The 13291-nt window shown below is 60.0% G+C and carries 13 protein-coding genes; 6 read left to right on the forward strand and 7 right to left on the reverse strand.

What is annotated here, in order from left to right; genetic code table 11:
• Positions 1 to 31: 31 nt before the first annotated feature.
• From rng to mreB, 5 genes are all read right to left on the reverse strand, one after another.
• Positions 32 to 1489, reverse strand: a complete 1458-nt coding sequence (rng, locus tag CYD26_RS13980; protein ID WP_065759393.1) for a ribonuclease G — start codon at positions 1487 to 1489, stop codon at positions 32 to 34.
• A gap of 85 nt (positions 1490 to 1574) precedes the next feature.
• Complete coding sequence (locus CYD26_RS13985; RefSeq protein ID WP_102052853.1) at positions 1575 to 2180, reverse strand: nucleoside triphosphate pyrophosphatase; 606 nt, start codon at positions 2178 to 2180, stop codon at positions 1575 to 1577.
• A 34-nt stretch (positions 2181 to 2214) separates the two neighbouring features.
• Positions 2215 to 2703 (reverse strand): rod shape-determining protein MreD, encoded by a 489-nt coding sequence (gene mreD / locus CYD26_RS13990; RefSeq protein WP_099773634.1) that lies wholly within the window; start codon positions 2701 to 2703, stop codon positions 2215 to 2217.
• Positions 2703 to 3743, reverse strand: a complete 1041-nt coding sequence (gene mreC / locus CYD26_RS13995) for a rod shape-determining protein MreC (RefSeq protein WP_371917226.1) — start codon at positions 3741 to 3743, stop codon at positions 2703 to 2705. Before mreC ends, mreD begins: the two co-directional genes overlap by 1 nt.
• A 163-nt stretch (positions 3744 to 3906) precedes the next feature.
• Positions 3907 to 4944, reverse strand: coding sequence for a rod shape-determining protein MreB (gene mreB / locus CYD26_RS14000; protein WP_008371426.1), 1038 nt, complete (start codon positions 4942 to 4944; stop codon positions 3907 to 3909).
• 203 nt (positions 4945 to 5147) lie between these two features.
• On the opposite strand from mreB, the gene gatC reads away from it, so the two are divergent.
• The 6 genes from gatC to CYD26_RS14030 all read left to right on the forward strand — a co-directional run bounded on the left by gatC (position 5148) and on the right by CYD26_RS14030 (position 10316).
• Positions 5148 to 5435: an Asp-tRNA(Asn)/Glu-tRNA(Gln) amidotransferase subunit GatC gene (gene gatC / locus CYD26_RS14005; protein ID WP_065759404.1), complete on the forward strand. Its 288-nt coding sequence runs from the start codon at positions 5148 to 5150 to the stop codon at positions 5433 to 5435.
• A 16-nt stretch (positions 5436 to 5451) separates the two neighbouring features.
• Positions 5452 to 6903 carry an Asp-tRNA(Asn)/Glu-tRNA(Gln) amidotransferase subunit GatA gene (gene gatA, locus CYD26_RS14010; RefSeq protein WP_102052855.1) on the forward strand — a complete coding sequence of 484 codons (1452 nt, stop codon included), beginning with the start codon at positions 5452 to 5454 and terminating at the stop codon, positions 6901 to 6903.
• A gap of 11 nt (positions 6904 to 6914) precedes the next feature.
• The gene (gatB, locus tag CYD26_RS14015; protein WP_102052856.1) at positions 6915 to 8360 is read left to right on the forward strand and encodes an Asp-tRNA(Asn)/Glu-tRNA(Gln) amidotransferase subunit GatB; all 1446 of its coding nucleotides are present in this window, start codon (positions 6915 to 6917) and stop codon (positions 8358 to 8360) included.
• A gap of 91 nt (positions 8361 to 8451) precedes the next feature.
• The gene (locus CYD26_RS14020; RefSeq protein ID WP_065759388.1) at positions 8452 to 8823 is read left to right on the forward strand and encodes a septal ring lytic transglycosylase RlpA family protein; all 372 of its coding nucleotides are present in this window, start codon (positions 8452 to 8454) and stop codon (positions 8821 to 8823) included.
• A 61-nt stretch (positions 8824 to 8884) separates the two neighbouring features.
• Positions 8885 to 9928: a calcium/sodium antiporter gene (locus CYD26_RS14025; RefSeq protein WP_099773631.1), complete on the forward strand. Its 1044-nt coding sequence runs from the start codon at positions 8885 to 8887 to the stop codon at positions 9926 to 9928.
• Between the two features lie 10 nt (positions 9929 to 9938).
• A complete protein-coding gene (locus tag CYD26_RS14030) occupies positions 9939 to 10316 on the forward strand; it encodes a carboxymuconolactone decarboxylase family protein (protein ID WP_065759386.1) in 378 nt (125 codons plus the stop codon).
• A gap of 26 nt (positions 10317 to 10342) precedes the next feature.
• Here CYD26_RS14030 and CYD26_RS14035 read toward each other — a convergent pair whose 3' ends face one another.
• Complete coding sequence (locus CYD26_RS14035; protein ID WP_102052857.1) at positions 10343 to 11716, reverse strand: amino acid permease; 1374 nt, start codon at positions 11714 to 11716, stop codon at positions 10343 to 10345.
• A 51-nt stretch (positions 11717 to 11767) separates the two neighbouring features.
• Complete coding sequence (locus tag CYD26_RS14040) at positions 11768 to 12709, reverse strand: AEC family transporter (protein ID WP_065759384.1); 942 nt, start codon at positions 12707 to 12709, stop codon at positions 11768 to 11770.
• Between the last annotated feature and the right edge of the window lie 582 nt (positions 12710 to 13291).

Consider the following 13291-nt stretch of genomic DNA (forward strand, 5'->3'; position numbering starts at 1 on the left):
AGCCACAGCTCAAATGAACAACAAAAGCGAATCAGAGCAGCACCACATCATATTGTTCCTGGGAATACATCGACTCGACCTGGAAGCGAATCGTTCGCCCGATGAACGCCTCAAGTTCGGCAACATTGCCAGACTCCTCGTCCAGCAACCGGTCCACCACCTTCTGGTTGGCCAGCACTCTATAGCCTTCAGCCTGATAGGCGCGGGCCTCGCGAAGGATTTCCCGGAAAATCTCGTAACAGATTGTCTCGGGTGTTTTCAGCTTGCCGCGACCATGGCAACTGATGCAGGGCTCGCAGAGCACCTGCTCGAGGCTTTCACGGGTGCGCTTGCGGGTCATCTGCACCAGGCCCAACTCGGTGATACCAATGATGTTGGTCTTGGCATGATCACGTTCGAGCTGCTTCTCCAGCGTACGCAATACCTGGCGCTGATGCTCTTCGTCTTCCATGTCGATGAAGTCGATGATGATGATCCCGCCAATGTTGCGCAGGCGCAGTTGCCTGGCAATCGCGGTTGCCGCCTCCAGGTTGGTCTTGAAGATGGTCTCTTCAAGGTTGCGATGCCCGACGAAAGCCCCGGTGTTCACATCGATCGTGGTCATCGCTTCAGCCGGGTCGACCACCAGATAACCACCGGACTTGAGCGGCACCTTGCGGTCCAGCGCACGCTGGATTTCGTCCTCGACGCCATAAAGGTCGAAAATCGGACGCTCACCCGGGTAATGCTCCAGCCGGTCGGCGATTTCCGGCATCAGCTCGGCGACGAACTGCGTTGTTTTCTGGAACGTTTCCCGAGAGTCGATGCGGATCTTCTCGATTTTCGGGTTGACCAGGTCGCGCAGGGTACGCAAGGCCAGGCCCAGATCCTCATAAATGACGGTCGGCGCCCCCACGGTCTTGATCTGATTACCAATCTGCTCCCAGAGCCTGCGCAGGTAGCGAATGTCCATGAGGATTTCATCGGCGCCCGCGCCTTCGGCAGCCGTGCGCAGGATGAAACCACCGGCATCCTTGATATTTTCCTGGGCCACGCAGTCACTGACCACCTGTTTGAGACGCTCACGCTCGGCTTCGTCTTCGATTTTCAGGGAAATACCGACATGGCTGGTGCGTGGCATATACACCAGATAACGCGAAGGAATCGAAAGCTGTGTGGTCAGGCGAGCGCCCTTTGAACCGATGGGGTCCTTGGTCACCTGCACCACCAGGCTCTGACCTTCATGCACCAAGGCACTGATGGTCTCGACTGCCGGCCCTTCACGCAGGGAGATTTCCGACGCATGGATGAACGCTGCGCGCTCCAGGCCAATATCGACAAAAGCCGCCTGCATACCCGGCAGGACACGCACCACCTTGCCCTTGTAGATGTTGCCGACAATCCCGCGGCGCTGGGTACGCTCGACATGCACCTCTTGCAGGACACCGTTTTCCACCACCGCCACGCGTGATTCCATCGGCGTGATATTGATCAGAATCTCTTCACTCATGGCTGGCTCTCGTCAAAGGTGTTCAGGTAATGATGGCTCGCTCATGGAAGGCTGGCGAGCGCTGGCAGCTTCAGTGCATCCTCGCTCAACAGGCCTGGAGGCGTTGCCAGCAAGGAATGCCGAACCGCGCCAGCAGTTCGGCCGTTTCACAAAGCGGCAAGCCGACAACGGCTGAATAACTACCACTCAGGCCCTGCACGAACACGGCCCCCAGGCCCTGGATTGCGTAAGAGCCGGCCTTGTCATGCGGCTCGCCACTCTCCCAGTAAGCCTGCGCTTCGGCCGGGCTGATCGAGCGAAACACAACGCGGCTGCTCACAGACAGGCTCTCGCAACGGGAACCGTCGGTAATGGCAACAGCGGTCAACACCTCATGCTCGCGCCCGGAAAGCGCAGCGAGCATCGCCAGGGCTTCGGCACGGTCCTGCGGTTTACCCAAAATCTGCCCATCCAGAACCACCGCGGTATCAGCCCCCAAGACCGCCAAGGGCGCGCGCGCCTCCGTGGCGGCGAGCATTGCCAGCCCGGCCAATGCCTTGCCACGCGCCAGACGCTCGACATAAGCACAGGCCGACTCATCGGCCAGGGGGGTTTCATCGATAGAGGCACTGATGACCGTGAATGGCACACCAATCTGGGTCAACAGTTCACGACGGCGTGGCGAACCAGAGGCCAGGTAAAGCGGAGTCATCTTGACGTCTCCCTGTCAACGGCGGGCAGTGGAATCAGTGGATGCCGAGTCGGCGGCGCAAGCCTTGCAAGGCGTAGCTGATCCAGGGCCAGAGCAAGGCACTGACAACGGCAGGCCAGAGCAAGGCGAGGGTCGGCTGGCGGTTACCGGTCAGGGCGCTTAGCCACAGTTGGACCAACTGCGCCAGGCCAAAGATCACCAGTACCACCAGGCTCTGTTGCCACATGGGGAACATGCGCAACCGCTGTTGCAGCGACAGGATCAGAAAGCTGATCAAGGTCAGCACCAGTGCGTTCTGTCCCAACAGGGTCCCACACAGCACATCGGATGCCAGGCCGAGCACAAAGGCCGTAGTCATTCCGACCTTGTGCGGCAGCGTCAGCGTCCAGAACACCAGCAACAACGCCAGCCACAAAGGGCGCAGGTGATCGGAGCCCTCTGGCATGGGGGCAACGCTCAACAGTATGCCGATCACGAAGCTCAGCCAAATGACCCAGCCGTTTCTGCTTCGGGTACTAACCATTAGTGTCTCTCCCGGGAGTTGACCGGCGCAGCACCTGCGCCATGGGCCGGGGCAGTTGCCGCGGGACCAGGTGCAGCAGGCGCTGCAACAGGTGCCGTGGCAGCAGGCGTGGCCTGCGCGGGCGCAACCGTGGCCGGGGCATCACCTGGCACGGCGAGCTTCTGCCGGTCCGCGGCTTCCTGGGCCTGGGCCGCTTCGGTGGCGCGCTGTTCAGGAGAACGACTGTCACTGAACACCAACAGCATGTAGCGGCTGCGATTGAGAGCCGCCGTTGGTACCGCACGGACAATAGCGAAAGGCTGGCCTGAGTCGTGAATGACTTCCTTGACCGTGGCCACCGGATAACCGGCCGGGAACCGCTGACCGAGGCCAGAGCTGACCAGCAGGTCGCCCTCCTTGATGTCGGCGGTATCGGCAACATGACGCAGCTCAAGGCGCTCCGGGTTGCCAGTGCCGCTGGCAATGGCGCGCAAGCCATTGCGGTTGACCTGCACGGGAATGCTATGAGTGGTATCGGTGAGCAGCAGCACACGGGACGTGTAAGGCATCAGTTCAACCACCTGCCCCATCAGGCCGCGAGCATCGAGCACAGGCTGCCCCAGTACGACGCCATCACGCTCGCCCTTGTTGATCAGGATACGGTGGGTGAACGGGTTCGGATCGATACCGATCAGCTCGGCGACCTCGACCTTTTCGTTAACCAATGCCGAGGAATTGAGCAGCTCGCGCAAACGCACGTTCTGTTCCGTCAGGGCAGCCAGTTTCTGCAGGCGACCTTGCAGTAGCAGCGCCTCGGTCTTGAGTTTCTCGTTCTCGGCCATCAATTCGGCACGGCTGCCGAACTGGTTGGAGATGCCCTGCCAGAACTGCTCCGGCAGGTTGGTAACCCAGTAGGCCTTGATCAGTACCCGCGACATTTGCTGGCGCACCGGCTGCAACACCGAAAAGCGCGCGTCGACCACCATCAGGGCGACCGAAAGCACCACCAGCACGAGCAAGCGAACACCCAGTGAAGGGCCTTTGGCGAAAAGCGGTTTAATGGGCCGTTCCTCGTGGGCGACTATTCAGGAGGTCAATCATACGGCAACACACGTGCCGACGCGTGGCGTAAGGCGATGCGGCGCCTGAAGGCGCCGACAACCGCATACAGGTAGCACCCTTGGCACTACCTGTAAACCACTCATCGGATGGCTGCAGGCAAGATCACTCGCTGGAGAGCAGGTCCATGGTGTGCTTGTCCATCATCTCCAGCGCACGACCACCGCCACGGGCGACACAGGTCAGCGGATCTTCGGCGACGATGACCGGCAGGCCGGTTTCCTGGGCCAGCAGCTTGTCCAGATCGCGCAGCAACGCGCCACCACCGGTCAGCACCAGGCCACGTTCGGCGATATCCGAAGCCAGCTCGGGCGGTGATTGCTCCAGCGCGCTCTTGACCGCCTGGACGATAGTCGCCAGGGACTCCTGCAGCGCTTCGAGCACCTCGTTGGAGTTCAAGGTGAAAGCACGTGGAACGCCTTCTGCCAGGTTACGGCCGCGTACATCGACTTCGCGGACTTCGCCGCCCGGATAAGCGGTACCGATTTCCTGCTTGATGCGCTCGGCGGTGGACTCACCGATCAGGCTGCCGTAGTTACGGCGCACGTAGGTCACGATGGCTTCGTCGAAACGATCGCCGCCCACACGCACGGACTCGGCATAAACCACGCCGTTCAAGGAGATCAGTGCAATCTCAGTGGTACCACCACCGATATCGACGACCATCGAACCGCGCGCCTCTTCAACCGGCAGGCCTGCACCGATCGCAGCAGCCATTGGCTCTTCGATCAGGAACACTTCACGGGCACCGGCGCCCAGCGCCGACTCACGAATGGCACGACGCTCGACCTGGGTCGATTTGCACGGCACGCAGATCAGCACACGAGGGCTGGGCTGCAGGAAGCTGTTTTCGTGAACCTTGTTGATGAAGTACTGCAACATTTTTTCGCAAACGCTGAAATCGGCGATAACGCCGTCCTTCATCGGACGAATGGCAGCAATGTTACCGGGCGTACGGCCCAGCATGCGTTTGGCTTCGGTACCGACAGCGACGACACTTTTCTGGTTGCCGTGAGTACGAATGGCCACGACCGAGGGCTCATTCAGGACGATACCGCGCTCACGCACGTAAATAAGGGTGTTGGCAGTGCCCAGGTCGATGGAAAGATCGCTGGAAAACATGCCACGCAGTTTCTTGAACATGGGAAAGTGACCCTAGGCAACGCGTGGGTAAAAAAGTGCGGCAAACTCTAACAACGGCGGGGATTTTGGGCAAGGCGCCAATATGTTAAATTGGCAGTTTTTCCGAGCAAGCCAGCACATGATCGCGGCCGTATGACCGTAAAATTGCCGGCATGTTCCTCATCACGGATGAAATCCGTTTTTTTGTTTCCCTGGAGATTCCCATGGCGCTTCAACGCTGCGACGTGGAAAAGATTGCTCATTTGGCCCGTCTGGGCCTGAATGAAAGCGATCTGCCACGCACCACTGATGCCCTGAACAGTATTCTGGGGCTGGTCGACCAGATGCAAGCCGTCGACACCACCGGCATCGAACCACTCGCCCACCCGCTGGAAGCCAGCCAGCGCCTGCGCGCTGACGTGGTCACCGAAAGCAACCATCGCGACCAGTACCAGGCCATCGCCCCGGCGACCGAAAACGGCCTGTACCTGGTTCCGAAAGTCATCGAGTAAGGGAAAAGAGCCTGCCATGCATCAACTGACCCTGGCCGAGATCGCCCGCGGACTCGCCGACAAACGTTTTTCCTCCGAAGAACTGACCCGTGCACTGTTGGCACGCATTCAGCAACTCGACCCACAACTTAACAGTTTCATCAGCATCACCGAAGAGCTGGCCATCAGCCAGGCCCGTGCCGCCGACGCACGGCGTGCTGCTGGCGAGACCGGTGCCCTGCTCGGCGCGCCGATCGCCCACAAAGACCTGTTCTGCACCCAAGGCGTGCGGACCAGCTGCGGCTCGAAGATGCTCGACAACTTCAAGGCGCCCTACGACGCCACCGTTGTCAGCAAGCTGGCCGAAGCTGGCACTGTCACCCTGGGCAAGACCAACATGGACGAGTTCGCCATGGGCTCGGCCAACGAATCGAGCCACTACGGCGCCGTCAAGAACCCGTGGAGCCTCGAGCACGTCCCTGGCGGTTCTTCCGGTGGTTCGGCCGCGGCTGTCGCCGCACGCCTGTTGCCAGCCGCCACCGGCACCGATACCGGTGGTTCGATCCGCCAGCCTGCGGCGCTGACCAACCTGACCGGCCTCAAGCCGACCTATGGTCGTGTTTCGCGCTGGGGCATGATCGCCTATGCCTCAAGCCTCGATCAGGGCGGCCCGATGGCCCGCACCGCCGAAGACTGCGCACTGCTGCTGCAAGGCATGGCCGGTTTCGATGCCAAGGACTCCACCTGCATCGATGAGCCCGTGCCCGATTACAGCGCCAACCTGAATGCATCCCTTGAAGGCCTGCGCATCGGCCTGCCGAAGGAGTACTTCGGTGCCGGTCTCGATCCGCGCATTGCCGACCTGGTCCAGGCCAGCGTCAAAGAGCTGGAGAAGCTCGGTGCGGTCATCAAGGAAATCAGCCTGCCGAACATGCAGCACGCCATTCCGGCCTACTACGTGATCGCGCCGGCAGAAGCCTCTTCCAACCTGTCGCGCTTCGACGGCGTGCGCTTCGGCTACCGCTGCGAAAACCCGAAAGACCTCACCGACCTGTACAAGCGCTCGCGCGGCGAAGGCTTCGGTGCTGAAGTACAACGCCGGATCATGGTTGGCGCCTACGCCTTGTCGGCGGGTTACTACGATGCCTATTACCTGCAGGCGCAGAAAATCCGTCGGTTGATCAAGAACGACTTCATGGCCGCCTTCAACGAGGTCGACGTCATTCTCGGCCCAACCACGCCGAACCCGGCCTGGAAGATTGGCGCGAAGAACAACGATCCGGTTGCTGCGTACCTGGAAGACGTCTACACCATCACCGCCAACCTCGCGGGCCTGCCGGGCCTGTCGATGCCGGCCGGGTTCGTCGAAGGTCTGCCGGTCGGCGTGCAATTGCTCGCCCCGTATTTCCAGGAAGGCCGCCTGCTCAACGTCGCGCACCGCTATCAGCAAGTGACTGACTGGCACACCCGCGCACCTAAAGGCTTCTGAGGAATACACACATGCAATGGGAAGTTGTTATCGGGCTGGAGATTCATACCCAGCTCGCCACCCAGTCGAAGATTTTCTCCGGTAGCGCCACCACCTTTGGCGCCGAGCCGAACACCCAGGCCAGCCTGATCGACCTGGGCATGCCCGGCGTGCTGCCGGTGCTGAACGAGGAAGCCGTGCGCATGGCCTGCATGTTCGGCCTGGCGATCAACGCCGAGATCGGCAAGCACAACGTGTTCGCCCGCAAGAACTACTTCTACCCTGACCTGCCCAAGGGTTACCAGATCAGCCAGATGGAGTTGCCGATCGTCGGCAAGGGCCACCTGGACATCGCCCTGGAAGACGGCACCGTCAAGCGTATCGGCATTACCCGCGCGCACCTGGAAGAAGACGCCGGCAAGAGCCTGCACGAAGACTTCAGCGGCGCCACCGGCATCGACCTGAACCGTGCTGGCACCCCGCTGCTGGAGATCGTCTCCGAGCCGGAAATGCGCAGCGCCAAGGAAGCCGTGGCCTACGTCAAGGCGATCCATGCGCTGGTGCGCTACCTGGGCATCTGCGACGGCAACATGGCCGAAGGCTCGCTGCGTTGCGACTGCAACGTCTCGATTCGTCCGAAAGGCCAGGCCGAGTTCGGCACCCGCTGCGAGATCAAGAACGTCAACTCGTTCCGCTTCATCGAGCGTGCGATCAACAGCGAAGTGCAACGCCAGATCGACCTGATCGAAGACGGCGGCAAGGTCATCCAGGAAACCCGCCTGTACGACCCGAACAAGGACGAAACCCGCTCGATGCGCAGCAAGGAGGAAGCCAACGACTACCGTTACTTCCCCGACCCGGACCTGCTGCCTGTGGTCATCGAAGAGGCCTTCCTCGAAGCCACCCGCGCCACCCTGCCGGAGCTACCACCGCAGAAACGCGAGCGCTTCCAGAGCCAGTTCGGCCTGTCCAGCTACGACGCCAACGTGCTGGCTTCCAGCCGCGAACAGGCAGACTACTTCGAACAGGTGGTTGGCGTATGTGGCGATGCCAAACTGGCCGCCAACTGGGTCATGGTCGAACTGGGCAGCCTGCTGAACAAGCTGGGCCTGGAAATCGAGCAATCACCGGTCAGTGCCGCACAACTGGGCGGTATGCTCTCGCGCATCATCGACAACACCATCAGCGGCAAGATCGCCAAGATGGTCTTCGAGGCGATGGCCGCCGGTGAAGGCGATGCCGACACCATCATCGAGGCCCGCGGACTGAAGCAAGTCACCGACAGCGGCGCGATCGAGAAAGTGCTGGACGAAGTGCTGGCAGCCAACGCCGAGCAGGTCGAGCAGTACCGCGCCGCCGATGAAGCCAAGCGCGGCAAGATGTTCGGTTTCTTCGTCGGTCAGGCAATGAAAGCGTCCAAAGGCAAGGCCAACCCGCAGCAAGTGAACCAATTGCTCAAGAGCAAGCTCGAAGGGTAATTGCATCGCCAGCAACGCTGGCTCCTACCAGGCCTGCACCTTGTAAGAGCCAGCCTTGCCAGCCATGCACACACCTCGGAGTATCTGATTCATGTGGCGTCCGCTTAGTGCGCTAGCACTGTTCACCCTGGTTGCCGGCTGTGCCAGCCACGACATCGACCCTCACGGTTATGATGAAAGTGGTACGGCCTCCTATTACGGCGCCCGTCACCACGGCAAGCGTACTGCCAGTGGCGAACCGTTCAATCAACGCGCACTGACCGCTGCGCACCGCAGCCTGCCCTTCGGCACACAGGTACGCGTCACCAACCTGAACAACCAACGCAGCGTGGTGGTGCGCATTAACGACCGTGGCCCGCACACTCGCGGCCGGCTGATTGATCTCTCCCGTGCTGCCGCCGAACAATTGGGCATGATCCGTAGCGGAACGGCCCGCGTACGGGTACAAGGTCTTAGCGACTGACCTTTGAGGGAGCACGACCATTTTTGACCTGGCCTCATTACCGACCTTCAGCCTGCTGCAACTGATCAGCGGCCTGCTGCTGTTGATCACAGGTGCCGAGCTGCTGGTGCGTGCCGCCCTGCGCATGGCCGAAAGCCTGCAGGTGAGGCCGCTGATCATTGGTCTTAGCCTGGTAGCTTTCGGCAGCAGCGCACCGCAATTGACGGTCAGTATTCAAGCGGCCTACAGCGGCGCGCCAGACGTCGCCGTAGGCAGTGTCATCGGCAGCAACATCTTCAACGTTCTGGTAACCCTTGGCTTGGCCGCACTGATTATTCCACTGCGGGTTTCCCGACAACTGGTAAGGCTGGACATCCCCTTGATGATCGGCGCCAGCCTGCTGGTCTATCTACTCGCGCTCAATGAACTGCTTGGCCGCCTGGAAGGCGCCCTGCTGCTCTGCGCACTGGTCGCTTACCTGAGCCTGCTCTGGCACCAATCCCGGCACCACGCGCGCACCTATCCGGCCCCAGGGCCAAGGCCACAGCGCAGCGCAGGCTTCTGGTTCAATAGCCTCTTGCTGATGGCTGCCGGCCTGGGACTTCTCAGCCTGGCCGGGCATTTGCTGCTGGAAGCCTCGGTCGAGGTGGCAGTCGACCTGGGACTCTCCGAACGAATCATTGGCCTGACAGTAGTTGCGGTCTGCACCTCACTGCCCGAGTTGGCCACCTCACTGATCGCCGCCTTGCGTGGCGAACGGGAGATCGCCGTGGGCAACGTCATTGGCAGCAACCTGTTCAACCTGCTCGCCGTGCTGGGCCTGACCAGCGTGCTGGCCCCGACGCCCTTGTCGATTTCCCCCAATGCACTGGACTTCGACTTGCCAGTGATGCTCGGCGTTGCTGTCCTGACCCTGCCAGTGTTCTATTCTGGCTACCGGATCACCCGCGCCGAAGGTCTGGTGTTTCTCTGCCTGTACCTGGCTTATGGTCTGCACGTGGTGGCTTTCACCACCGGCATGCCGCTGGCGACGAAGCTTGAGCGATTGATGCTGTTCTATGTCCTGCCAGTGCTCGCGGTGACGCTGCTTTACACCAGCCTGCAAGCCTGGCGCCGTCAACACTAAGGAGAACACGATGGGTGACAGCGAGAAACGCGGCGAACAGGTCCGCCGCCAGGTAATGGGTGACGCCTTCGTTGACCGTGCACTGGGTAACGCCACCGATTTCACGGCGCCGCTACAGGCATTCGTCAACGAACATGCCTGGGGCAGTGTCTGGAGCCGCGAAGGCTTGCCGCTGAAAACCCGTAGCCTGATTACCCTGGCCGCACTGACCGCATTGAAGTGCCCGCAAGAACTCAAGGGCCACGTGCGCGGCGCCTTGAACAACGGCTGTACGGTAGAAGAGATTCGCGAGGCGTTGCTGCATTGCGCGGTGTATGCCGGCGTTCCGGCAGCGATAGACGCCTTCCGTGCCGCCCAGGAAGTGATCGACAGCTACCAACAGGGCTGATCGATCACTCGCCTGCCTTCGGCGCGTCAGTTGGAAATGGCGGCAGCCTTCTCGTTGCGTTTTTTCAGCCAGAAGGCCAGCCGCAACAGCACCAACCAGACCGGAATCAGCATCACTGAGATGTTGATGCCCGGGGTCAAGTACATCACCAGCAGAATCAGGGCCAGGAAGGCCAGGCAGATGTAGTTGGTCAGCGGGTAGCCCCAGCTTTTGTAGAACGTCGTTTCTCCGGCAGCCTGCTTGGCCCGACGGAACTTCAAGTGGGTGATACTGATAATGCCCCAGTTGATCACCAACGATGACACCACCAGTGCCATTAGCAACTCAAAGGCCTTGGCCGGCATCACATAGTTGATCAATACACACAGCCCGGTGGCCACTGCCGAAACCCCCAGCGCCGCCAGGGGCACACCTCGTGCGTTGACCGTGAGCAGGCGCCTCGGCGCATCGCCTTGTGTTGCCAGGCCAAACAGCATGCGACTGTTGCAATACACGCAACTGTTGTACACCGACAGCGCTGCCGTCAGCACCACCAGGTTGAGTACCGTGGCCACCACGTTGCTATCAAGCGCATGGAAAATCATCACGAAGGGGCTGCCGCCCTGAACCACTTTCTGCCATGGGTAGAGCGACAACAGCACCGCCAGCGCCCCGATGTAGAACAGCAGAATGCGGTAGATCACCTGATTGGTCGCCCGCGGGATGCTGTAGCGCGGATTGTCGGCCTCAGCGGCGGTAATGCCGACCAGCTCCAGGCCGCCAAACGAGAACATGATCACCGCCATGGCCATCAACAACCCGGTCAGGCCGTTGGGAAAGAAACCACCGTATTGCCAAAGGTTGGCCACACTGGCGTCCGGGCCGCCATTGCCGCTGAACAGTAACCAGCCACCGAAGGCGATCATGCTGACAATCGCCACGACCTTGATCAAGGCAAACCAGAACTCCATCTCGCCATAGACCTTGACCTGGCTGAGGTTCATCAGGTTGATCAACACAAAGAACACTGCTGCCGAGGCCCAGGTCGGAAAGCCTGGCCACCAGTACTGGATGTAGATCCCCACGGCGGTCAGCTCGGCCATGCCCACCAGCACATAGAGCACCCAGTAGTTCCAGCCCGACATGAAACCGGCGAACTCACTCCAGTAACGGTGTGCGAAGTGGCTGAACGTACCCGATACCGGCTCCTCGACCACCATCTCGCCCAACTGTCGCATGATAAAAAATGCAATCAGCCCGGCAACCGCATACCCCAGCAAAATCGAAGGGCCAGCCAGCTGGATGGTTTGGGCAATGCCGAGAAACAAGCCAGTACCGATGGCACCGCCCAGGGCGATCAACTGGATATGGCGATTCTTCAGCCCACGATGCAAGCGCTCGGGCGTGATCTCGTCTTGCATGGAATGTCCTCGGACAGGTCAGGCAGCGTTTGAATTGTTTTGTGACAGGATCTAGATCCAGCCGCCCCACTGCAAGAGGAAGATGCCGATATTTGTCGTCAGCGCCGCCGCCACTGTGGTGATGACAATGATCGATGCCGCCAGCTCATGGTTGCCGTTGACGGCGCGGGCCATCACGTAGCTGGCAGCTGCCGTCGGGCTACCGAAGTAGAGGAACAGAATGCCCAACTCGGCACCTCGGAAACCCCACAACCACGCGCCGACAGTACCGATCAGCGGCAACCAGACCATTTTCAGCAGGCTGGCACTGATGGCCAGACTGCCGCTGTTGCGCAACGATGCCAGCGACAGCGTGCCACCGATACAGATCAACGCCAACGGCAGTGTCATCTGCGCCAGATAGTCGCTGGAGGTCAGTAACCAGTTCGGCAATGGCACCTGTCCATACGCCATTGGAGTGGCCAGCAGCACGCTGATGATCAGCGGGTTACGCAAAATGCTCTTGAGAATGCTCCACGGGTCGGACTTGGTGCTGGAGCTGTAGACCGCCAGCACCACCGCCGCCAACGAGTTGTAGAGCAGGATCACCAGGCCCGCCAGAACCGCACCGAGCGAGATGCCGTAATCACCGTACATACTCGCCGCCAACGCCAGACCAATAACCCCGTTGTTGCCACGAAATGCACCCTGGGTATAGACACCACGGTCTTCACGCGGGCAACGCCACAGGGCATAGGCCCAAGCCAGGGAAAAACCACCCAGTGTTGCAACCACAAAGTACAGCAGCAAACCCGGCTTGACCGCCGCACTCAGGTCCGCGTGGTAGATACCCAGGAACAACAACGCTGGCATACAGACGTTGAAGACCAGGGACGAGGCGGTATGGATAAAACCGTCGTTGATGGCATTAATGCGCTTGAGCAGCACCCCCATGAACAACATCGCAAACACAGGCGCAGTGATGTTCAGCGTCTGAAAAAAGAGGGCGAGCATGCAGGCGATCCCGTTGGCTGGCTGTCGTTAGGTGGCTAATGATACGCCAGCAAAGGCGATATCTTGATGGGGATTTTTCGCCACACGCAATAAATTTCAGATCAGCGCGTACAGGTCTGAATCAAGTGTCGCATCCGACCAAACAGTGCGGGCTGCACAGGCAGAAAAGCCACTGAAAAGATATTCAATAGCGCAAATACAAGCGCCGGCTCGACAGCCCTGAGTCACTCCGTTTGAGCAACACTATCCTCGCGCCCTGTATCAACGAGCGCCTGACAGAAAACTTCCACCTACATCCAAGACAAGTTACAAGACAACTACAGAAATCACTAACTTTCTTGCAGCCCACCCCCACGAACTTGCACCTCAACAACACTCATTATAGAAACGATCACAACTCAGTTTGTGTAAGACGCTTACCCACCTTAGCCACCTGAGTTTCCACTTGATACTTCTTAGATCGACAAGGACTTCACCGTGCGCACAGAAATCATCAGCCTACATGGGGCGGCGGCAAAAACTGAGTGCAACACCTGACCTTTCCGGTACGGTGCTGCCCCTATGTCTTATACCGAACTCAGC

The sequence above is a fragment of the Pseudomonas sp. FFUP_PS_473 genome (assembly GCF_002858665.1).
Taxonomy (GTDB): Bacteria; Pseudomonadota; Gammaproteobacteria; order Pseudomonadales; family Pseudomonadaceae; genus Aquipseudomonas; species Aquipseudomonas defluvii.